At 67.1% G+C, this 21,282-nt stretch carries 20 protein-coding genes; 13 read left to right on the top strand and 7 right to left on the bottom strand.

Going from position 1 to position 21,282, the window contains the following annotated elements:
• Positions 1–55 precede the first annotated feature (55 nt).
• From ABZV44_RS07795 to ABZV44_RS07775, 5 genes are all read right to left on the bottom strand, one after another.
• Positions 56–1,060, bottom strand: coding sequence for a Ppx/GppA phosphatase family protein (locus tag ABZV44_RS07795; protein WP_354833215.1), 1,005 nt, complete (start codon positions 1,058–1,060; stop codon positions 56–58).
• A gap of 245 nt (positions 1,061–1,305) precedes the next feature.
• A complete protein-coding gene (locus ABZV44_RS07790) occupies positions 1,306–1,854 on the bottom strand; it encodes a DUF501 domain-containing protein (RefSeq protein WP_354833213.1) in 549 nt (182 codons plus the stop codon).
• Entirely contained in the window at positions 1,851–2,540 is a 690-nt protein-coding gene (locus ABZV44_RS07785; RefSeq protein WP_354833211.1) for a septum formation initiator family protein, read from the bottom strand. Before ABZV44_RS07785 ends, ABZV44_RS07790 begins: the two co-directional genes overlap by 4 nt.
• A 69-nt stretch (positions 2,541–2,609) precedes the next feature.
• Entirely contained in the window at positions 2,610–3,896 is a 1,287-nt protein-coding gene (eno, locus tag ABZV44_RS07780) for a phosphopyruvate hydratase (RefSeq protein ID WP_354833209.1), read from the bottom strand.
• A 255-nt stretch (positions 3,897–4,151) separates the two neighbouring features.
• Positions 4,152–4,904 (bottom strand): lytic murein transglycosylase, encoded by a 753-nt coding sequence (locus tag ABZV44_RS07775; protein ID WP_354833208.1) that lies wholly within the window; start codon positions 4,902–4,904, stop codon positions 4,152–4,154.
• A 223-nt stretch (positions 4,905–5,127) separates the two neighbouring features.
• Here ABZV44_RS07775 and ABZV44_RS07770 point away from each other — a divergent pair, with 223 nt between their 5' ends.
• The 6 genes from ABZV44_RS07770 (at position 5,128) to ABZV44_RS07745 (ending at position 12,678) form a co-directional block, all read left to right on the top strand.
• Entirely contained in the window at positions 5,128–6,204 is a 1,077-nt protein-coding gene (locus ABZV44_RS07770) for a TauD/TfdA family dioxygenase (RefSeq protein ID WP_354833207.1), read from the top strand.
• Positions 6,201–7,190, top strand: coding sequence for an ornithine cyclodeaminase family protein (locus ABZV44_RS07765; RefSeq protein ID WP_354833205.1), 990 nt, complete (start codon positions 6,201–6,203; stop codon positions 7,188–7,190). Before ABZV44_RS07770 ends, ABZV44_RS07765 begins: the two co-directional genes overlap by 4 nt.
• A 147-nt stretch (positions 7,191–7,337) precedes the next feature.
• Positions 7,338–8,696 (top strand): alanine racemase, encoded by a 1,359-nt coding sequence (locus ABZV44_RS07760; RefSeq protein WP_354833204.1) that lies wholly within the window; start codon positions 7,338–7,340, stop codon positions 8,694–8,696.
• Between the two features lie 81 nt (positions 8,697–8,777).
• Positions 8,778–10,160, top strand: a complete 1,383-nt coding sequence (locus ABZV44_RS07755; RefSeq protein ID WP_354833203.1) for a pyridoxal-phosphate dependent enzyme — start codon at positions 8,778–8,780, stop codon at positions 10,158–10,160.
• On the top strand, positions 10,157–11,554 hold the full coding sequence (locus ABZV44_RS07750; protein ID WP_354833202.1) for an MATE family efflux transporter: 1,398 nt from the start codon (positions 10,157–10,159) through the stop codon (positions 11,552–11,554). Before ABZV44_RS07755 ends, ABZV44_RS07750 begins: the two co-directional genes overlap by 4 nt.
• A 158-nt stretch (positions 11,555–11,712) precedes the next feature.
• On the top strand, positions 11,713–12,678 hold the full coding sequence (locus tag ABZV44_RS07745) for a phosphodiesterase (protein WP_354833201.1): 966 nt from the start codon (positions 11,713–11,715) through the stop codon (positions 12,676–12,678).
• Between the two features lie 72 nt (positions 12,679–12,750).
• Here the strand turns inward: ABZV44_RS07745 and ABZV44_RS07740 are convergent, their stop codons facing one another.
• Complete coding sequence (locus ABZV44_RS07740; RefSeq protein ID WP_354833200.1) at positions 12,751–13,134, bottom strand: VOC family protein; 384 nt, start codon at positions 13,132–13,134, stop codon at positions 12,751–12,753.
• A 210-nt stretch (positions 13,135–13,344) separates the two neighbouring features.
• On the opposite strand from ABZV44_RS07740, the gene ABZV44_RS07735 reads away from it, so the two are divergent.
• The 7 genes from ABZV44_RS07735 (at position 13,345) to ABZV44_RS07705 (ending at position 20,139) form a co-directional block, all read left to right on the top strand.
• Entirely contained in the window at positions 13,345–14,091 is a 747-nt protein-coding gene (locus ABZV44_RS07735; protein ID WP_354833198.1) for a hypothetical protein, read from the top strand.
• Between the two features lie 183 nt (positions 14,092–14,274).
• Positions 14,275–15,138 (top strand): alpha/beta hydrolase, encoded by an 864-nt coding sequence (locus tag ABZV44_RS07730; RefSeq protein WP_354833196.1) that lies wholly within the window; start codon positions 14,275–14,277, stop codon positions 15,136–15,138.
• A gap of 229 nt (positions 15,139–15,367) precedes the next feature.
• Positions 15,368–15,925 (top strand): dihydrofolate reductase family protein, encoded by a 558-nt coding sequence (locus tag ABZV44_RS07725; RefSeq protein ID WP_354833194.1) that lies wholly within the window; start codon positions 15,368–15,370, stop codon positions 15,923–15,925.
• Positions 15,926–16,388: 463 nt separating this feature from the next.
• Positions 16,389–16,826, top strand: a complete 438-nt coding sequence (locus ABZV44_RS07720) for a VOC family protein (protein WP_354833192.1) — start codon at positions 16,389–16,391, stop codon at positions 16,824–16,826.
• Positions 16,827–17,124: 298 nt separating this feature from the next.
• Positions 17,125–17,523: a DUF4870 domain-containing protein gene (locus ABZV44_RS07715; protein ID WP_354833190.1), complete on the top strand. Its 399-nt coding sequence runs from the start codon at positions 17,125–17,127 to the stop codon at positions 17,521–17,523.
• A gap of 361 nt (positions 17,524–17,884) precedes the next feature.
• A complete protein-coding gene (locus ABZV44_RS07710) occupies positions 17,885–18,145 on the top strand; it encodes a hypothetical protein (RefSeq protein WP_354833189.1) in 261 nt (86 codons plus the stop codon).
• 434 nt (positions 18,146–18,579) lie between these two features.
• Positions 18,580–20,139: an amidase gene (locus ABZV44_RS07705; protein WP_354833187.1), complete on the top strand. Its 1,560-nt coding sequence runs from the start codon at positions 18,580–18,582 to the stop codon at positions 20,137–20,139.
• A gap of 395 nt (positions 20,140–20,534) precedes the next feature.
• Here ABZV44_RS07705 and ABZV44_RS07700 read toward each other — a convergent pair whose 3' ends face one another.
• Positions 20,535–21,158 (bottom strand): hypothetical protein, encoded by a 624-nt coding sequence (locus tag ABZV44_RS07700; protein WP_354833185.1) that lies wholly within the window; start codon positions 21,156–21,158, stop codon positions 20,535–20,537.
• Between the last annotated feature and the right edge of the window lie 124 nt (positions 21,159–21,282).

Genomic DNA, 21,282 nt, shown 5'->3' with positions numbered 1-21,282 from the left:
AGGATGCGCGGGGGTGAGGGGCAGATATCCTGCGGCCACTTGATAAGTGACCTGATCAGGCAATGGACAGTGCGATGCCATCCAGGATGTCATGTTCGCTGACAATCAGCTCGCGAATCCCGGCACGCCGCGCCAGCTCATCGGCAAGCACTTCGGCTATTACCGCGCCACCACCGATCACGTCCACCCGGCCCGGATGCATGGGCCCGAGCGCGGCCCGCTCGTCGTGGTTCATGCCGATCAGCCGATCGCACACCTTGCGCAGGTCGGCCAGCGGCAGGCGGGTGAGATGCACACGGTCCGAATCGTATTCGGGCAGATCCAGTGACACCGCGGCGATCGTGGTCATGGTCCCGGCCACACCCACCCAGGTGTGCGCACGCTCCACCGGCACCACACCGAACGCCTGCGCCAGCCGCTCCGAGGCGAAGAAGCGCGCCGAGGCGACCTCCTCGCGGGTGGGCGGATTGCCGTGCAGGCAGCGCTCGGTGATGCGCACGCAGCCGATATCGGCCGAGTACGCCGCGTGCACGCCGGACGCGTCGCCCAGCACCACCTCGGTCGACCCGCCGCCGAGATCCACCACTACGAAAGGTCCTGCGGCGCTGGACAGTTCGCCGACGGCACCGGCGAAGGACAGCCGCGCCTCCTCGTCGCCGCTGATGACCTCGGCCTGGGCCCCCGGCACCACCCGGCCCAGCTCGACGCCGGTCATGGTGAAGAAGTCCTCGCGGTTGGCGGCATCGCGCGTGGCGGAGGTGGCCACCATCCGCACCCGCGTCACACCGTGCTTCAGCATGAGGTCGACATAGTCGCCCAGCGCCACCCGGGTGCGTTCGATCGCTTCGGGATTCAGCGCACCGGTGGCGTCCACGCCCTGGCCCAGTCGCACGATCCGCATCTCCCGATGCACATCGGTCAGATGCGGCTTACCGTCGGCGTCGCGCGCGACATCGGCGATCAAGAGCCGGATCGAGTTGGTCCCACAGTCGACGCCCGCGATCCGCTCGTGCGCTTCCGCACCGGGGGCCGCACTCCGCGCGAACTCTGCGTTGCTCATCCCTGACCTCTGAATTCGACTGGTTCTGAACACATCTCGCCGAGCAGGCCGCCCCGCCCGCGCGGCGGCGCGGCCGACTCCGGCCCGGCACCCGGCGGCCGACTCCACGCCCTCGGCAGCCTACCCATCCGCTGCCGGCGGGGTCGATCGAACCTCGCGAGAGCGGCTGGGCTCGCGCCCTGCTCCGCATCGGCGCGCGCCCGCCGGACCGGTGCCGGCCGGTTGTTCATCCGGGCGCGGCCGGCTCATTCGCCGGCGGTCGCCGAATCGGTGTGGTACTCCTCGTATTTCGGCCAGTCGGCCGGAATGGCGGTGCCGCGCAGGCCGTGGTCGGCGGCCAGGGCGACGGCCTCGTCGCCGAGGGGGTTGAGGCCCGGGCCCTTGGCCAGGGAGTGGGCGATGAGAACGTGCAGGCACTTGACCCGGTCGGGCATGCCGCCGCCCGCGAAGTCGGTGCCGAGGTCCTCGATGGCATTGCGCTCGGACAGGTAGCTGTCGTACGCGGCGCGGTAGGCGGCGGCGAGTTCCGGGTCGCGGGTGAGGCGTTCGGACATGTCGCGCATCAGCCCGGTGGTCTCCAGACGGCTCGCCTCGGCGGTCAGGCGCGGGTCCGTCAGGTAGTACAGGGTCGGGAAGGGGGTGCCGTCCGGGAGCTTGGGCGCGGTCTTGACCACCGCGGGCAGGCCGTCCGGAGTGCGGTAGGCGATGGCGAGCACGCCGCGCGGAGCCCGGCCCAGTTGCTCGGCGACGATCGCGAGATCGCGCTCGCCGGGGACGTTCTCGGCTGCGGTCACCTGGGTTGTCCTTCCTCGGTGGGGGCGCGCGGCGGGGGCGCCGGTGCGGGTGGCGGGGTGGGAGCCGGGGCGGCGACGGGCTGCGGCGAGGAAACGCTGTGCCACAGCTGCGTGTACCAGGGGTCGGGCTCCCGGGGTTTGGCGGGCTGGGTCGGGATGGCCGGCTGCTCGATCTCGGGTATCTGCACGATGTAGGGCGTGTCCCCCGGCATCACCAGCCGCAGGCGGTCCCGGGCCTCGGCCTTGATGTAGTTCGGATCCTGTTGCTGCGCACGGCGATCGCGCAGGCTCACGACCTCCTCCTCCAGCTGGCGATGCTGTGCGGCCAGGTCGGCGGCGTCCGAGCGCTGCGCGAAGTAGGTGCGTAGCGGCACCGCCAGGGTGAGCGCGAGCCCCGCCAGCACGGCGGCCAGCAGCACCGCGCGACCGGTGGACAGGCCGAGGATCTTGCGTTCGTGCCGTTCGGCTTTCGCGGCCGTCCTGGGGGCGGTGCGACGCTTGGGAGCCGGCTTCCCGGAGGTCGTGCGGCTACTGCTCGAGCTCGAAGATTTCGCGGCGGCACCGGATTTCGGGGCGGCGGATTCGTTCCGCTTCCCGGCCGAGCCGCTCTTGGCGCGAGCGGAGCGCGACGGGCGCCGGTCACTTCGTCCTGCTGGACTAGTTCCGCGCGCCCGTCGCTCCGTCATCTCACACCTCGAAATTCAGTAGTAGTCCCAACTCTCGGGGTCCGGGTCGGGGCTCGAGCTACCGATTATTCAGCCTTCGAACGCGAATCGCGGGAAGGCGGCGTCACCGGCGTAGCGCGCCGAGTCGCCCAGGGCGTCCTCGATACGCAGCAGCTGGTTGTACTTGGCGACACGCTCCGAACGGGCCGGGGCGCCGGTCTTGATCTGGCCGGAGCCGACCGCCACCGCCAGGTCGGCGATGGTGGTGTCCTCGGTCTCGCCGGACCGGTGGCTCATCATGGTCTTGTAGCCGTTGCGGTGGGCCAGCTCGACCGCGTCCAGGGTCTCGGTCAGGGTGCCGATCTGGTTGACCTTCACCAGGAGTGCGTTGGCCGCGCCCTTGGCGATGCCCTCTTCCAGGCGATCCGGGTTGGTGACGAACAGGTCGTCGCCGACGAGCTGCACCTTGTCGCCGATCTGGTCGGTCAGGGAGACCCAGCCGTCCCAGTCGTCCTCGGACAGCGGGTCCTCGATCGAGACGATCGGGTAGTTGCCGAGCAGGCCGGCGTAGAACTGGGCCATCTCGGCAGCGGTGTGCAGCTTGCCCTCGAACTTGTAGCCCTCACCGGTGGTGTAGAACTCGGTGGCGGCCACGTCGAGCGCGAGCGCGATCTCGCTGCCCAGCTTGAAACCGGCCTTCTCGATCGCCGAGGCGATCAGGTCAAGGGCGGCACGGGTATTCGCGACCGACGGCGCGAAACCGCCCTCGTCGCCCAGACCGGTCGACAGGCCCTGGGACTTGAGCACCGACTTCAGCGTGTGGTAGACCTCCGCGCCCCAGCGCAGCGACTCCTTGAAGGTGGCCGCGCCGATCGGGGCGATCATGAACTCCTGGACGTCGACGCCGGAGTCGGCGTGCGCGCCACCGTTGAGGATGTTCATCATCGGCACCGGCAGGACGTGGGCGTTCGGGCCGCCGACGTAGCGGAACAGCTCCAGGCCCGAGGACTCGGCGGCCGCGCGGGCCACCGCGAGCGAAACACCCAGCAGGGCGTTGGCGCCCAGACGCGACTTGTCCGGGGTGCCGTCCAGATCCAGCAGGGTCTGGTCGACGGTGCGCTGCTCGACGGCGTCGAGACCGATCACGGCCGGGGCGATCTCGTCGAGGACGCCCTCGACGGCCTTCTGCACGCCCTTGCCCTGGTAGCGGTCGCCACCGTCACGCAGCTCGACGGCCTCGTGCTCACCGGTGGACGCGCCGGAGGGCACAGCCGCGCGGGTGAGGGTGCCGTCGTCGAGAGCGATCTCGACCTCGACAGTGGGGTTGCCACGCGAATCCAGGATCTCGCGAGCTCCGACCTGTTCGATGATGGCCACGAAACGACACTCCTTCGGCTGCTGACTCGGCAGGTCGCACGGCGAACCCGTGCGCTGACGAGCCTACTGTGCCGGGATCGCGCCGCCGCATCCCCCCATCGGCGCGCCCGCAAGATATACACACTCCCCGACTACTACGGCCACACACCAGGTTCGCGGCGCGTCTCGTTCTGGACTGACGTAGCGGGGGAGCGAAGGAGGGAAGAACGAGACTTCCAGCGCCGCGAACCCGCCCGGAGCGAAGCGGAGGGCAAATCAGACACTGCGGCCCACGCTGTAGGCGGCGGCGCGGTAGCGGACGGTGTTCATATAAGTGGTGGATTGGTTGTAGGTGAGCAGCGCCTGCTGCCAGCCGGGTGCGCCGGTGAGGTCGCCGCCCATGGCGCAGAGGTAGCGCGCGGCGGTGAGGGCCGCATCGTCGATATTGTCCGGATCGATCTTGCCGTCGCCGTTGGCGTCCACACCCCAGCGCTGCCAGGTCTCCGGAATGAACTGGAACGGACCCATCGCCCGGACGTACACCGGATTCGCCTCGGTGGAGCTCACATCCGGAATTCGCGCGCGCCCGGGCGAACCATCCAGTGGCAGCCCGCGAATGGGCGGCGACACCGTCCCGTCATCGGCGATGTGCGATCCGCGGTGCGTGCCGTGCTGGCTCTCCACGCTCGCGATGCCCGCCAGCGTGGTCCAGCCGATCCCGCATTCCGGCTTCGACCGCGCCATCACCTCCGCCGCGTATCCGTAGGCCTCCAGGGCCAGCACCGGAATGCCGGTCGGCCCGTGCTGCTCCTCCGCCCAGTCCCGCAGCTGAATCGCGGTGCGCCCCGGCGCATCCAGGTCGATCGGCGGCAGCGGTGCGCCCGCCCCCGGCGGCATGTCGTCGGGGACGGGCGTGAGATTGCTTGTCCCGCAACCGGTCAGCAATACCAGCGCGGCGGCCGTGCCCAGCAGGCCGGCGCGGGTCAGCGGGGCCCGCAGGCCGGCCATTCGGATACGCACCCCATTCATCATCCAGATGGATCGGCGTGGAGGCGAACACCGTGAACACGGTTCGCCCGGGTCGCCGGTAACGATCGTGTTCGACCGGCCGCCGCACGGGAATCCCATACCCATCCGCTATTTCCGCGACACGCCCTTAGGTAAGGCTTGCCAAAATTCTGCGGGGGTAATAGCGTCTTTCGCCGAGCCAAGATCACCATGCCACCGCCCAGCCAGGAAGGCCCTCCCGTTGGTGAAAAGCGTTCTCCCCGAACGTAGTCAGCTCCACCCAGCTCAGCTCGAACGACGCGACCTGCCCGAATCCGCAGCCCGGGCAGTGCGCCACGTCGCTGCTGAGATCGCCGTCACAGTCGGGCGCTGCCCGGAGATCGCGACCACCCTCTCGCACCCGGTCCTGCTGCGCCACATCGACGCCAAGTACGGACGGCTGCCCGACGCCGTGCACGAGGCCATGCGGCCGCCCACCACCGCGGCGGGCGTGGCGATCATCAGCCGGCTTCCCGTCGACGACGAGGAATTCGGCCCGACGCCGTACAACTGGCAGCAGGCGACCGAACTGGCCGGAACCCGGACACCGCGGTCCGGTTCCTTCCAGCTCGATATCGCCATGCTGCTGCTCGCACGGTGCGCCGGTGAACCCTTCGGCTGGGAGGGCCAGCAGGCGGGACGGCTGGTGAACAACATCGTGCCCACGCCCGGCCACGAACACGAGCAGTCGGGCGCCAGCAGCACCGCGCTGCTCAGCCCGCACACCGAGGACGCCTTCCACCCGGACCGGGCCAACCTGCTCATGCTCGGCTGCCTGCGCAATCCGGATCGGATCGCGACCACCGTGTCCTCGATCCGGAACGCGGAACTCGATGCGGCACAGCGGAAGATCCTGAGCACGGCGCGACTGCCGATCCTGCCGGACGTCTCCTATGGCAGCGCCTTCGGCGACGCCCCGGCGCCGCCGATCGCCACCCTCGGCGACGACGCGGCCGGGACTACACTGCGTTTCGACCCGGCGTACACCCCGCTCGACCGTGCCGACGGCGAATTCCGCGGCGCCTACCGGCATTTGAGCAGCGAACTCGAAAGAGTGTGCCTGACCGCGGCTTTGGCGCCCGGAGAACTACTCCTGGTGGACAATGACGTGGTGGTGCACGGGCGGGTGCCGTTCACCCCCCGCTACGACGGCACCGACCGCTGGCTCAAGCGGGTCAATATTCGCCTGCCCCAACGCCGCCGCGACGCCGAGGCCGGGGAGGACGGCTACGGTCAGCGTGTGGTGGCACCGTTCCGCACGACCCGAGGACAGAACACGTGAACTGCCGCCCCACCCCGCTCCGCGTACTCAGCCGCAGCGACCTGGCCGATGTCCCGATCTCCCCGGCCGAGGTGGTGCGGGCCGTCGAAGACGCGTACCTCGCACTGGCGGGCGGCGATTCGGACAACCCCCGCAAACTCAGCGTCGCCCATCCCGACGGATGGTCGGTGGCCTACGCCATGCTGGGACGCGACGGGCGGCGCCGGGTGGTGGCCATGAAGACCAGCTACAAATTCGACCCGCACCACGACAGGTCGAACAAGCGGTATTTCACGACGATCTCGCTCTACGACGATGCCACCGGGAACCCGATCGCGCTGATGGACTGCGCCCGCGTCGGCGCCCTGCGCACACCCGCGGTCTCGGCGCTGCTGGTACGCGAATGCGCCCGGCCGGGAGCGCGCAGCGTCCTGCTGATCGGCACCGGCACCCAGGGCCGCAATGCGCTACCCCATCTACTGGCGGCGAATCCGCAGCTGAACCGACTCATGCTCTACGGCACCCACCCGGAAGGATTGGAAGCGGTGAATCAGCAACTGCTGCATCATCATCCGCACGCCGAACTCGATATCGTGAGCGACCCGTATGCGGCGGCGCGCGAAGCGGACATCATTCTCGCCACCGCCGGGCCCGGCACTCAGGTGGCGATCGAGGCCAAGGATCTGGCACCCGGGGCGACCGCGGTACTGGTCGGCTATGGCCTGGCGCCCTCCACCCTCGTCGAGGCCGATCGCGTAATCGCCACCAGCGCTGAACAAATGGCTTTGACCGGAACCGATATGGCGGGTCCCGACGGTCGACTACGCAGGGTCGACGCCGAGCTACCCCAGATTCTCGACCGCCGGGCGGCGGGCCGGACAACCGACGACGAACGAGTTTTCGTTTACAACAGCGGACTGGTGCTCACCGATATCGCCGTCGCGCACGCGCTGGCCAACCGCGCCATCGCCGAGGGGCGGGGCACCGAAGTGTCGCTCTGGGACTGAATCAGTATCGCCCTGGGACTGAATAGCCGTCTTGATCCGATGGATTCACGGCAATCGCTGCCACCAGCCCCGGACCGGGGTCGGGGATCCACTGCGGGGATGGCCGATGGCCATCCACCACACCCGAGAGGAAAAATGTCCGCCTCCGTGGAGACCGTGATCGTTCCCCCCGGCATAGCCGACATCACGGCCGCGCCGATGCCGGCCCACCGCCCCGACTGGGAGGAGCAGCTACTCGCCGACACGAAGCTGCTGCGGGAGATGGCCGAAACGATCGGTGGACCGTTCCATGTCATGTATCCGGACCGGATCGTCGCGAATATTCAAGCCTTCCAACGGGTCTTCACCAGCGCCGATGTCATGGGCGCGATCTACTACGGGAAGAAGGCCAATAAGGCAGCGTGTGTCGTCCGCGCCTGCGCCGAAGCCGGTTCCGGCATCGATGTCGCCAGCGTCGGCGAACTGAAGGCGGCCATGACCGGAGGCATCCGGGGATGCGACCTGATGGTGACCGGCCCCGCGAAATCGAACCAGCTCCTGGAGCTGGCCACCCGGGCCGGGGCCCTGATCGCCGTCGACGATCTCGATGAGCTCGTACGCCTGCGCGCAATCGGCATCACCAGCCGGGTTCTCCTGCGGGTCCTGCCGCCGGGTTCGGACAGCCGCCTCGGAATGACGTCCGACGAAGTCGACCTCGCGCTGGCCTTCGTCGACACGAGCTCGATTCGGCTGGAAGGCTTCAGTTTTCACCTCAGTGGCTATGAAGTCGCACCGCGCGCCGCACTGGCCCTGGCGCTGATCGAGCGCTGCTGCAATGCCCGGGCTCTCGGCCATCCCATCACCACGATCTCCATCGGCGGCGGGTTCGGCGTCGATTACGTCCCCGCGCGGGCGTGGGAAGCCTTCCTCGGCGGCGTCAATCCGCGGTGGTTCCACCGCGACCGCGCCCCGGGCTCCTATTATCCCTACCACTGCCCGGTTCCCGGCCCAGCGATGCTGGCGGCCGTTCTGGAACATCAGGATCTGGCAAAGCTTTTGCGCCGACACGGAATTCGACTGGCAATCGAACCCGGGCGAGCCCTGCTCGACAGTGCAGGTAGCACCGTATTCGGAATCCAGGGCGTGAAAGTCAGGACCGCACACGAAGTCCCGTACCTCATCGTCACCGCGAACGGCACCAGCCTCAGCCTTTCCGAACAATGGTTCGACAGTGAATATCTGCCCGATCCCGTCCTGTGGCCGCGAAGTGCGGGAAACCCCACCCCGACCTGCGTCGGCGGATCCTCCTGCCTCGAAGAAGACATGCTGAGCTGGCGTCGTATCCCACTCCCCCGCCCGGCGACCACGGGCGATCTGCTCATCTACCCGAATACGGCCGGTTATCAGATGGACAGCAATGAGTCGTCATTCCACGACTTGCCCATACCGCCGAAGATAGTTTTGCGAAGCTCGCCGGATGGACGACAATTCGATTGGACCTTCGACACCGACGGTTTCCCGATCTGAACGGTTTCGCGCTCACCGCCCGCTACACGCTCCATCGACTTTCCCGAGGAGAAGTACTCGATGCCGGTTATTGTCAGGCGAGTGTCCGAGCTCATCGGACGGACACCGCTATTCGAGCTGGCCGTCAGCCCCGAGACCGGGACCCGGCTGCTGCTGAAGCTCGAAACCATGAACCCGACGGGCACCGCCAAAATTCGAATGACCCGGGCCATGGTGCTGGACGCGGAACAGCGCGGGCTGCTGCGCCCGGGCGGCCATATCATCGAATCGACCTCCGGGAATACGGGTTTGGGATTGGCCGTGGTGTCCCGGGAACGCGGGTATCGGTTCACGGCCGTCGTCGACCACCACGCGTGCCCGGCGAAGTTGAATGCCATGCGCGCGATGGGAACCGAGCTCGAATTCGTCTCCGACGAGGGCGACGACGGCCTCTCGACCTCGGCGCGGGAAGAACGCGCGGCGCAGATGGCGCACGAGGAGGGGCCCGGCGCCTACTTTCCCGCTCAGCACGACAACCTCGCCAATGGCGTCGGGTACCACGCGCTGGCCGAGGAACTGCTCGAGGACCTCGAGCGGATCGACATTCTGGTCGGCGCGGTGGGCACCGGGGGCTCGCTGTTCGGTACGGCTCGCGGGCTGCGCGACCACGGATGCGCGCCACGGTTGGTCGGCGTGGAGCCCGAGGGGTCGATCGCCTTCGGCGGTCCGGCCCACGACTATTGGCAGTCGGGCACCGGAACGCCGCTCGGCGCCACCCCCGGCATCCATGTGGACCAGGATCTGCACCTGATCGAGGAACGCGATCGGGTCAAGGTCTCCGATGTCGACGCGTTCGCCACCGCCCGGGCGCTGGCCGCCACCGCGGGGCTGCTGATCGGCGGTTCCTCCGGTAGTTCGGTGTACGCGGCCCTGACCCGGCTCGAGCAGTACCCGGACTTCTCCACCGTGGTCGTCATCATCAATGATGACGGGGAGAAATACCTGGACACCGTTTTCGACGCCACCTGGATGAGCGACCGAGACCTGATCGATCTGGAGCGCGAGACCAAGGTCGTGGAGCTGCTGAAGACCTACACACCGCCCAGCCGTCCGGACCCCGGCGAACTCACCGTGCGTCGTCACCTCCATCGTGCGTTGCCGGACAATTTCGCCGTCGAGAAGGGACTCACCGGCGCGAAGCTGGAGGACTACGCCGACGCGAAGGTGCCGCAGGCCAACCTGATTCACCTGCTGCGCCAGGTCGACATGCCGCCGCACGAAATCGGCGAGCTGCTGGCCAGCGGCAATGACAACGACGTCCACCTGGCCCTCGAGAAGCACCGGCAGCGACTGGTCGACCAGCGCGCGATGGTCGATCAGCTGCTCGCGGCCATGCGGGGCTCGGCGTCCGGGCAGCGGGCCACCCACACCATTCTGGTGCCCGATCCGGCGCCCACCGACGCGGACGGGGCTGCCACGAAATGATCGGGGCGCTCCGGCAATCCGATGGGCGGGCGCTGACTTCGCTTGCCACGCCCATCGCTTTGACCCAGCTGGCTCAGGTTGCGGTGTCCACCACGAATATTGCGTTGATGGGGACGCTCGGCGTGCGGGAGGTGGCCGCGGGTGGGCTGGCGCTGGTGTTGTTCAACCAGATTCGGACCATGTGTGTGGGGTTGATTACCGGAACGGGTAATCAGGTGGCGACGGTGGTGAGCCGGGCCGAGAAGCAGGGGCGGGGAGCCGAGGCGGAGGTTCGGGAGGTGGTGCGGTCGAGCTTCCTGATCGCGACCGTCGCCGGATTGCTCGGCGGCGCACTGCTCATCGGGCTCGGGTGGGTGCTGCGATGGCTGGGGCAGGATGCACAGGTGCTCGCGGAGGCGCGGCCGATGATGGTCGCGCTGGCGCCGGGGTTGGTGCCGTGCCTGTGGTTTCAGGTGTTGCGGCAGTACACCGTCGGGATGCAGCGGCCGCAGGCCCTGCTGCTGGTGACACTGGGGTCGGTGGTGCTGAATCTGGTGCTGGCGCTGACGTTCATGCACGGCTGGGCCGGGCTGCCCGCGCTGGGGCTGACCGGGGTCGGCGTGGCGACCTCGCTGGTCTTCCTGATCACCTTCGGGGTGTTCTGGGCGATGGTGCGGCGGGATTCGAAACTCGGTGCGACACTTCCGGTTCGGGTATGGCCGGTGCATGCGGCGACGGTGTGGGAGGAGTTGCGGCTGGGGACGCCGATCGCGCTGACCTACGGGTCGGAGGCGGGCATGTTCTCGGTGCTGGCGCTGGTGATGGGGAGTCTGGGGGCGGCGGCGCTGGCGGCGCACAATGTCGTCTATCAGATCGTGTACATCGTGTTCCAGGTGGCGATCGGGCTCTCGCACGGGGCATCGATCCTGGTGAGCAAGACGGTGGCGCGGGACGAGTTCGCGCACGCACGGTCGGTGGCGTGGCTGGCGCTGCGATGCGTGGCAGTGGTCGCCGGGGTCACGGGGGTCGCGTATGTGCTGGCGCCGGACCGGGTGCTGCGGCCGTTCCTGGCCGACAGTGATTCGGCCACGGTGGCACTGGCGCACACGCTGCTGCTGATCGCCATCGTGCTGCAGTTCTTCGACGCCGCCCAGAACATCGGGGTCGGGCTGCTGCGCGGGCTCAAGGACACCAAGGCGGGGTTCCGGCTCTCCCTCGTCGGGTACTGGGGTGTGGGATTGCCCACGGCGCTGCTGCTCGCGTTCCCCGCTCACCTGGGGGCGGCGGGCGTGTGGTCGGGGCTGACCGCCGGTCTGGCCACCACCGCTGCCCTGATGCTGCGTCGCTTCTTCACCCTGCTGCATGCACAGGAGCAGGCGAATCCGCGGGTGCTGGCCGGTAGCCTCCGGCATTAGCCCGACACCCAAATCTCACCTTCCCGCAAGCATGCCGTCACTGGGCGCGGGCAACCTGAAAGAAACGGGCTTCGCTATTCTGGCGACGAATTCGGCAAGTGCAGTCGACAGGGTCGGCAAGCCTAGGGCGCACACCACCAACGCCGGGGAGGATGTCCGTGCACATCTCGCGAGTCGCCGAGTATCCGAGGGCAGATCATGTCCTGTTCCATTTCAGCGACACCCATCTGATCGCCGCTGACACCGAGCTCTACGGTGCGGTCGACGCCGAGGCGCGGCTGACCACACTGCTCGGGCAGGCCGAGGCCAGCCGCATCGCGCCGACCGCCATCGTCTTCACCGGCGATCTCGCCGATCAGGGCGAGCCCGGCGCGTACCGCAAGCTGCGGGATCTGGTGGAGCCGTGGGCCGAACGGATCGGCGCACCCGTGGTGTGGGTCGCCGGCAACCACGACGACCGCGCGGCCCTGCGCGAGGAGCTCCTCGACGCGGTGCCTTCGAACGACGCGGCTTCCGGCGCACCGTTCGACGCGGTCCACATGTTCGACGGGCTGCGAGTCATCGCCCTCGACACCACTGTTCCCGGCCACCATTGGGGCGAGATCACCGACGACCAATTGGCCTGGCTGCGTGAGGTTCTCGCCGAACCCGCCCCCTTCGGCACCATCCTCGCCATGCACCACCCGCCCATCCCCTGCGTCCAGGACCTGGCCGTCCTGGTCGAACTACGCGACCAGCGCCGCCTCGCCGACGTCCTCGACGGCACCGACGTCCGCGCCATTCTGGCTGGGCACCTGCACCTTTCGAGCACCGCCACCTTCGCCGGCATCCCGGTCTCGGTAGCTTCGGCCACCTGCTACAGCCAGGACATGGCCGCCGCCGAGGGCGGCCAACGCGGCCGCGACGGCGCCCAAGCCTTCAACTACGTCCACATCTACCCCGACACCATCGTCCACTCGGTAGTCCCCATCGGCCACGGCCCCACCGTCGGCAACCCCGCCGACCCCGAACAAGCAGCGACCAGGCTCGCCGACGCCGGCATCGTCATCCCACCGGCGGCCCGCATCCCACACGTCCTCCGCCGCCGGACCGAGGCCCCCGAATCCGGCGAAACAGTCCTCTGACCGTTCAGGGAGATTTCGGTGCCGCCTATCGCCGGAATCGCTTCGGCCGCTGACCATCCGCGGCCGCTGGGCTCAACCTGACGCGGTGGTCCCGCTCCGGCTCGCGATCTGATAGACGTTGCCGAACGGGTCGCGCACCATGGCTCGGCGATCACCATACGGCGTGTCGAGCGGTGCCTCCACGCTGACTGCACCCGCGGTCAGCGCCCGCTGATATGTGGCGGCGACGTCATCGACATAGACGTACAGAAAGGCTGGAAACACCTCGCGTTCGCCAGATGCCGACACCATGACCAGCGAGTCGCCGATACGGACCTCGGTAGGTCGATTCGGCTCGACGTCGCCCACTGCTTCGAATACCGTCCGCAGGAACTCGACCGCGGCAAGTTGGTCATCGACCACCATGCGTGGTGTCACTGAATGAAACCCTGGCGGAAGAGCAGAAGCCTTGGCCATGCGGAGAGTCTCGCATGCCACCGTGAGCCAGGGTGCAAGGTCAGCAGAACACGGTCACCGCATCACTGAATGATCATCGCGTGCTCTATCGGGGATCATCGGCGCCCCCTTCCGGCTACCACCCGTTCTAGCCTGGTCAGGATTGCCGTTGACCGCACCGCTCCTGCCACTGATCGTGGCGGAATTCTATTGGGAGACAAGATGTCTCACATGGCGACGGTTGTGCGGGCAACCCGACGACGGATTGGGACATCGATGAAATTCCGCAGCATCGCCGTGGCTGCCGTACTGGCTGCCGGCGCACTGACCGCCGACCTGGGGACCGTGCACGCCGAGCCTGCCGCCCCGGCCGATCCGGGGATCAAGTACTCACTCAAAGTGGTCGACAAGACCGTCGTCGCCACGCTGCGGGGCGCGAGGTTCGCGCTGAGCGAGCAGGACGGCACGATGTCCGACGCTCCGAAGACCCAGGTGGCCAACATCAAGGACGATAGCGGTGCGACGGTACTGTCGATGCCGCTCGACTACCGAATCGGGGACGTTCGGGTTCCGGTCAAAGCGGTCACGAAGAACGATGACACCGTTCTGGAGATCACGCCGACAAGGCCGGAAGGAGTGCAGATCTCAAACCAGCAGCTCGCGCTCGAGCCGATTGCCTCTCCCACAGAGGACCAGCGAGCGTTGAACGAATTCAGCAGCAAGCTGTCGGTCGCCGGTCAAGTCGGCGCATTGGTCGGCGGGATAATCGGTTTCGTTGTCGGTTGCGTCGCCAGCATCGCGATCGGCTGCATTCCCGGCGGTGTTGCCGGGGTCCCGGCAGGCGGAATCATCGGTGGCCTGGTGGCCGGTGGCCCGACATTGATCGCCGCGGGCATCGACCTGCTGAACACCTGGCAGGCCGCCCCGGGCACCTCCAAGTGGGCCGATCCACAGCCTCAGCCCGCCCCGCAGAACTGACCCGCACCACACCGAACGGCAAACACGCTGCCCGAGAAGCACTCTGGCCAGCGCAGCCACAACATCCTGCACTGCCGATTTCAGGGCTTCCGCAGTGGTTGACACGATTTCGGCTGCACCGATGACTTTCGGGTGAATGCGTCGTCGATACCTCTGGATATACCGACAGACAGGAGTCCAGGCATGACGAGATCGTTTCGAGGTGGCATGGCGTCGGTGCGGGCTAACGGTGTGGATCTCGGCATCGAGAGTTTCGGTCGCGAGGATGATCCGCTGATCCTGCTGGTCGGCGGCACAACGATGCTGTCGTGGCCCGACGCGCTGTGCGAGCGGCTCGCGTCTGGCGGGCGACGCGTGGTCCGCTACGACCTGCGCGACTCCGGCGCGTCGACGGCCCTCGACCCGGAGAATCCGGCCTACGACCTGCGGGATCTCGTCGCCGACGCGGCCGCGCTGGTCGAGGTGCTCGGTGCCGGGACCGCCCATCTCGGTGGAGTCGGCGTTGGTGGGATGGTTGCTCAGGTCGCCGCGCTGGACCATCCGGACATGTTCTCCGCACTGACCCTCGTCGGTACTCGGCCGGTGGCGCCGGGCCCGGCCGACGAGGACCTGCCGGAACACGACCTCGGGGTCATGGGCGCGCTGTTCTCTCGCCCGCTGCCGGACTGGACCGACCGGGACGCTGTCGCGGCGTTCGCCGCCTCGGGGGCCGAGCCGCTGGGCAACGATCCGGAGGAAGCGCAGGCGACGGCGGCCCGAATCTGGGACCGGACGGCGTCGAGCGATCCCGCGGTGCATCAGGCGAACCAGCTCGGAATGGTGTTCTCCCGGATCGACTGCGCCCCGCGCTGGCGGGAGCGGCTCGGCGAGCTCGACATGCCCACGCTCGTGGTGCACGGTGGCGCCGATCCGTTCTTCCCGGTCGGCAACGGCGAGGTCCTCGCCGCCGAGATCCCCGGGGCGCGACTGCTCGTCCTCGACGACATGGGCACCGCCCTGCGCCTCGCCGCGGCCGACCAGGTCGCTGCCGCCATGCTCGCCCTGTAGCCGCCCGGCTGGAAGGCATCCGAAGCCGGCGGAATCGCTTCCCGCGCTGTTGGAATCGGCCAGCGAGGGCAGGGCCGGCAGCGAGACCGGCTGCGGCCCAGGACATCCCCTTCTGCCGAGTTCGGGGCGTTCGCACGGGCGTGTACACAATCTTGGCTGCACCGATGAATATCGGGTGGATCCGTCGTCGATATCTCTGGACATACCGACAGCACATGGAGGCACTGGCATGCGGAAGTTGATTCTGGGTTTTTACGTCTCGCTCGACGGTAAAAGCGCTGACGCGGACAACGGAATCCGGGACGTCATGATGAGCATCGACGACCCCGAGCAGGAGCAGTACTTCGTCAACCAGTTGTGGGAGGCTGGGGCCTTTGTCATGGGCCGCAACAGCTACAAGATCATGGCCGGATACTGGCCCGCCTCCGACCACCCGTCCGCCAAGGCCATGAACGAGATCCCCAAGATCGTGTTCTCCCGCACCCTGAAATCCGCCGATGACTGGCCCGAGACCCGGATCGCCGGCGGTGACACGACCGAGGAGATCGCCAAGCTCAAGGCCGAGCCCGGCAAGGACCTCGTCGCCGTCGGCGGCACCGAGTTCATGCACTCCCTGATCAAGCTCGGCGTGGTCGACGAGTACCGGCTGTGGGTGCTGCCCGCCGCCACGGGCAAGGGCGCGCCACTGTTCCCCGAGCTGGATCAGCCCGTGAACCTGCGCTTGGTGAAAAGCACGGCCTTCCCGTCCGGAATCCTCGAACTGGTGTACGCGCCAGCCGACAAGTAGGACACAGCAATTGAGGCACAGTCACGGTCGCACCGGGAGCAGGCGCCTGCCCGCCCCGGTCCCGTTCAGTTCTCGGGCGAAGTCGCGCCGGTGTGGACATGGCGACGGCGATGACGGCCACGGGCAAGGTTAGGACGACTTCTCGGCGGCCCATCTCGGGCGACCGGTGCAATCCCGCACAATCCGCTGTAGAACAGCGATTTCGCCCCAATTCCTCAGCTGTAGTGCACGTTTAGAACGGTTGGGTTGGCCGTTCATGCCCGCACAGCAGCGCGCTTTCAAATAGCCGCTGACCGCGCGAACCGAACCGGCCAGCGCGGGGCATCGGAAGATCAAGGGGCCGTGCTGATCCGAGGCCGGCGGAACGTCCGCAACTGCCGATGATGTGATGGTGAGTGAGATCAGCGCACGGCGGTCACCTTCACACTCACTCACCGGCGGGAACGAACCCAAGGAGAACATCATGTCGATCCACCGGATGGATCACGTCGGCATTGTGGTCGAGGATCTCGCGGCTGCTATCGCGTTCTTCGTCGAGCTGGGCTTGGAACTGGAGGGCGAAGCAACAGTCGGTGGCCGATGGGCCGACGACCTCCTCGGACTGGAGGGCGTCTCAGCCGACATCGCCGTCGTGCGGACTCCGGATGGCCATGGCCGGGTCGAGCTTTCGACGTTCCACTCGCCGGCGACCACCAGCACTGCGCCGAAGGCGCCGGTGAACACCCCGGGCATCCCTCGTCTGACGTTCGTCGTCGACGACGTCGACGACGTCCTCGACCGCCTGCGCCGCCATGGCGCCGAATTCGTCGGCACGGTAGCCCAATACGACGACATCTACCGGTACTGCTACGTCCGCGGCCCCGACGGCATCATCATCGGGCTGGTCGAGGAACTCCACTGAACAACACTCTTCACCGCAAGGCTCCCGATCGAGTGCCGACAGTGACTCGAACCACCCCGAAGATCAACTGGCAGAGATGATGTCGGCCCTTCACCATGCGTGAACATGCCACATACCGCGCTGATCTCATCGGCCGGCGCTGGTGTCGGAAGATCAAATGGTTGGCTAGGAACAGTGAACCCTGACGTCATCGGCGAGCGCGTCCGGCTACTTGGGCGGTCGTCGGCTGGTCCGCGACCTGTGGGTTCGTGCTGAAAGTTGGGATCGGTAGGTGGCGCGCGCGGCGTCTACTTACCCCATGACATCTTCTCAACCTCCCGCGAACCACCCGCAGTCCGCCGGCTTGGACAAAAAGACCAGCGCGATCCTGTCGTACGCGCTGGGGTGGCTCACCGGAATCATCTTCCTATTCTTGGGAAAGAACGATCCCGACGTGAAATTTCATGCCTCGCAATCGATCGTCTTCTTCGGAGCGGTCTCGGTGGTCAATATCATCCTGAGTATCGTCGGCTCGCTCCTCGGAGTCGTGGGGATCATCTTCAGCCTCGCCGGGCTCGCGGTCGCGGTCTTCGCGGTCGTCGTCTGGATCATGGCCATGGTCCAGGCGAACAACACCGGCGGCGTCCGCGCGGAGCTTCCCATCGTCGGGAAATTCATTGCCCCGTATGCCGATCAGTTGGCCGGCTCGGTCAAGTAGCGGCGTATTCGAAGTCCCCAGCTGAATTTCGTAATCGATAATGCTGTCGGCTGTGCACGGCGGCCAGATGCGACAGTCCGAAGATCAACGGCCCGAGGCTATCTCGGGCCGTTGGCGTCCGCGCGGAACGTCCGGAGCTGCCGAGTTGAGGGCATTTACCTGGGTTCCTCGAGACCTTCCCCGCCCGGTTCCGGATCGGGACTCGGCCATCGTCCATTGGGCGCGCGTGCTGAAGCGCCATGAATTCGAAGCACGTCGTGCCCCTGCTGATCGGGGCACCGGAACCCGTGGCTGTCTGCGGGACAGCGATCTTGGAATGGTTGCGAGTGCTTTTCCATTCCAAGAGATGGGTCTCCACACGATGACTACTGTTCGCTCTGCTCTCCGTACCGGCCTGGTAGCCACGGTTGCCGCCGCCGCGATCGCGGCGGGCTCCGCGGTCGCCGCCGCCTCTCCCACGTCGGTCGACGGGGTTCCCCTGGAACTCGCCTCGCCCGCAGACCAGCCGGCTGTCGCCCAGCCGATCTACACACCGGACAGCGGCAGTGCCGTGATCAACCTCCTCAATCTCCTTACCGGCAGTGCCGATCGGCCGTGCAACAGCGCCGCCACCTGCCTCTGATCCGGTCTCGTGTAAGGGCCGTCCAACCTCGGTTTCGTTCGATCTGCCCGCAGCTCCCCCGCTTGCCACAGGCGTGGTCCGAGCAGGCCGAGATGGACGGCCTGGTACTCACCGGAACCTGGTGCGGTGCAGAACGTCCGCTACTGCCGAGGTCCGGACATACCGATGCTGATGAAGCACTCCGGGTACATGTCGGTTCGCAGCCTCGCGAAGGACGCGAGGGTGTCCCGATGACGGTTCCTGAACTTCCGGGCCGGCACCGAACTCGCCGCGCGCCGCCATGGCCAGCAGTCGGGCGACTAGCCTTTCAGGCCCCGAGAGAAACCTGGCGAGTACTGAGATATCTATCCCGTTGTGCGAAACTGCATTTCATGGCCTGCGCCAATGGCACTAACCCACTGCCAACACCATGACCTGCTGTGGGGCCGCCTCTGATGACGGATCGAGTGCGTGACATTGCCGGTAAAGGTGGCCCGTTCGACCTTCCCGTTGCGCGAAGCGGCATTTTATGTCTTCTGCGGCAGGCCAATAACGTCGGATTCATGGATTGGAGTTTTCAGTCGGCGGAAGAACTCGCGGCTGCCTTGCATGCTGGTGAAGTGACCTCGGTGGAACTGACCGATGAGGCGATCGCGCGTATCGAGCGGGACGACAAGGTGATCAACGCGATCTGTGTGCCGGATTTCGACCGTGCGCGGGCCGCCGCGCGCGATGCCGACCAGGCCCGCGCCCGTGGCGAGGACCGGCCGCTGCTGGGTATTCCGGTGACGGTCAAGGAGTCCTACGACATCGCCGGGCTGCCCACTACTTGGGGCATGCCGCAGCACGCGAACTACGTACCGGCCGAGGACTCGGTACAGGTGTCGCGGTTGAGGGCGGCCGGCGCGGTGCTGCTCGGTAAGACCAATGTGCCGTTGATGCTGCGAGATATCCAGAGCTTCAACGAGATCTACGGCACCACCAACAATCCGTGGGATCACGGCCGCACGTCGGGTGGATCCTCCGGCGGATCGGCGGCGGCCCTGGCGTCCGGATTCGGCGCGCTGTCCATCGGCTCCGACCTCGCCGGCTCGCTACGCACCCCCGCGCATTTCTGCGGCGTCTACGCACACAAGCCGACACTCGGTCTGGTAGCGAACCGCGGTATGGTCGCGCCGCCCGCGCCGGCCTTGCCGGTCGATCTCGATCTCGCCGTCGTCGGTCCGATGGCGCGCACCGCTCGCGACCTCACGCTGCTGCTCGACGTGATGGCCGGACCGGACCCGCTGACCCACGGCGTCGCCTACGACGTCGCGCTGCCGCCCGCGCGCCACGAGCGACTGGCGGACTTCCGCGTCCTGATCATCGAGGACCATCCGCTCATTCCGACCGGATCGGCGGTGCGCACGGGCGTGAACCGGGTCGCCGAGGCGCTCGTCGACGAGGGCGCCCGCGTCGAACGGCACAGTCCGCTGCTGCCCGATCCGACCGAAGCGGCGACGCTCTACATGCAGCTGATGCTGTCGAACGCCGCCGCAAGTCTTTCCGTCGACGTGTACGAACAGGTGCAGACCCACGCCGCCGCGCTGAGCGCGGACGACCGGAGTCTCGATGCGGCGCGGCTGCGCGGCATGGTGCTCAGCCATCGCGACTGGGTCGAGGCGAACAACCGTCGCGAACGCCACCGCCACGGCTGGCGGCAGCTCTTCGCCGAATTCGATGCCGTCGTATGTCCCATCACGCCCACTCCCGCCTTCCCGCACGACCACAACGGAGGTCTGGAGAACCGGCACATCGACATCGACGGCGTCGAGTACCCGTACTTCGACCAGCTCGTCTGGGCCGGTGTGGCCACCATGCCCGGACTGCCCGCCACCGCCATACCAGCGGGCCGGTCACCCGAGGGTCTGCCGGTGGGAGTGCAGCTCATCGGTCCGATGTTCGAGGACCGCACCCCGCTGCGACTGGCCGAACTGCTCGAGCAGAAGATCGGCGGCTTCCACGCACCGAAATAGGCGCACTACCGGGTGTCCACCCAGGACGAAGCGCCCGCAGAAAATCGCAACCGACCACGACGACCCGGGAACGGTTGCAGAGGTCAACCTCCGCCATTGCCACGGCCGTTCGCGGCAACACACGGTATTGCCGCGAGGCACGCTGAGCGAACCGATGAGGTGGCAGACGGCGGCGAAGCAGCACCTGGCGAATGATCCTGCGGGCACAGGCGTCCGAAGGTAGACAGACCAGGGTCATCGTGGTTGTTCGTGCCTGTGGGAGTATCCGCTGTTGCCGCGGACCACGCTGGCCGAACTGGCCGGCGCGCCGCGACGGAAGATCGACCGGCCGTGCCGATTCGAGGCTGACGGAACGCACTATCCTGCCGAATTCCGTATGTCGCAGCAGGATTCATCTAATCGGTCGGAGCTGCCTTTTCGAACAATGCCGTGAAGCGTTCGGGAGCTAGTCCGCGCAACGGGTCGCGGTTGAATCCGTAGCGCTGGTACAGGGCGAGGAGGTCGCGGAAGGCTTCATCGTCGACCGCGGCGACGTTGACGGCGATCAACAGCGCCCTGCCTCGACCTCGATATGAGGTGACGCAGGGAAGCTTATCGAGCCATTCGAAGAACGCCGCCTCGTCGTTGTAGGAGTAGTAGGTGAGCGGCTCCACTTCCAGGATCAGCTCATCTGCTGCAGCCATTGCGACTTCAGCGTCGAGCACTTCATCCACGTGAAAGTGACCGACCGCACGCGATCCTTCGGTGACGACAACGACCGAGCCGACCTGGATCCTGTACACGCCCGTGTTCTCGACTATCAACCATCCTGCGTTGGCGGGCGAGTTCCACGCCGTACGATCGTCCACCCGCAGGACGAACGATGCCAACCCATTGCGCACGGTGCGCGGCGGCACGAATGCCGTTGAGGCATAGTCCTGATCGACCGGTGTGGTTGGTGGGCCCGACGAGCGACCGCCCTGTTCGGGCGTGAGCCAGATGATCCGGCCACGGAACGGAAGACGGCCCCGGAAATACATGGACGACATTCTGTCGCGCAGTTGATCAGCGCGCGAGGTCGGGTTGCAACGCTCGGACCGAAGCAAGAAACGCACTCCTCTGCCGATTATGTGGCGTCCGAGCCTGTGTGGAACTACCTTGACG

It is taken from the genome of Nocardia sp. NPDC004860 (assembly GCF_040609015.1).
Classification (GTDB): Bacteria; Actinomycetota; Actinomycetes; order Mycobacteriales; family Mycobacteriaceae; genus Nocardia.
Note: the sequence above shows the minus strand (reverse complement) of the source record. Positions and strands in the feature narration are given on the sequence as shown.

Coding starts and splice junctions, on each gene's coding strand:
- ABZV44_RS07795 (WP_354833215.1), bottom strand. CDS start 1,060: ATGAGCAACGCAGAGTTCGCGCGGAGTGCGGCCCCCGGTGCGGAAGCG.
- ABZV44_RS07785 (WP_354833211.1), bottom strand. CDS start 2,540: ATGACGGAGCGACGGGCGCGCGGAACTAGTCCAGCAGGACGAAGTGAC.
- ABZV44_RS07775 (WP_354833208.1), bottom strand. CDS start 4,904: ATGAATGGGGTGCGTATCCGAATGGCCGGCCTGCGGGCCCCGCTGACC.
- ABZV44_RS07750 (WP_354833202.1), top strand. CDS start 10,157: ATGATCGGGGCGCTCCGGCAATCCGATGGGCGGGCGCTGACTTCGCTT.
- ABZV44_RS07740 (WP_354833200.1), bottom strand. CDS start 13,134: ATGGCCAAGGCTTCTGCTCTTCCGCCAGGGTTTCATTCAGTGACACCA.
- ABZV44_RS07735 (WP_354833198.1), top strand. CDS start 13,345: ATGGCGACGGTTGTGCGGGCAACCCGACGACGGATTGGGACATCGATG.
- ABZV44_RS07730 (WP_354833196.1), top strand. CDS start 14,275: ATGACGAGATCGTTTCGAGGTGGCATGGCGTCGGTGCGGGCTAACGGT.
- ABZV44_RS07725 (WP_354833194.1), top strand. CDS start 15,368: ATGCGGAAGTTGATTCTGGGTTTTTACGTCTCGCTCGACGGTAAAAGC.
- ABZV44_RS07720 (WP_354833192.1), top strand. CDS start 16,389: ATGTCGATCCACCGGATGGATCACGTCGGCATTGTGGTCGAGGATCTC.
- ABZV44_RS07715 (WP_354833190.1), top strand. CDS start 17,125: ATGACATCTTCTCAACCTCCCGCGAACCACCCGCAGTCCGCCGGCTTG.
- ABZV44_RS07710 (WP_354833189.1), top strand. CDS start 17,885: ATGACTACTGTTCGCTCTGCTCTCCGTACCGGCCTGGTAGCCACGGTT.
- ABZV44_RS07705 (WP_354833187.1), top strand. CDS start 18,580: ATGACGGATCGAGTGCGTGACATTGCCGGTAAAGGTGGCCCGTTCGAC.
- ABZV44_RS07700 (WP_354833185.1), bottom strand. CDS start 21,158: ATGTATTTCCGGGGCCGTCTTCCGTTCCGTGGCCGGATCATCTGGCTC.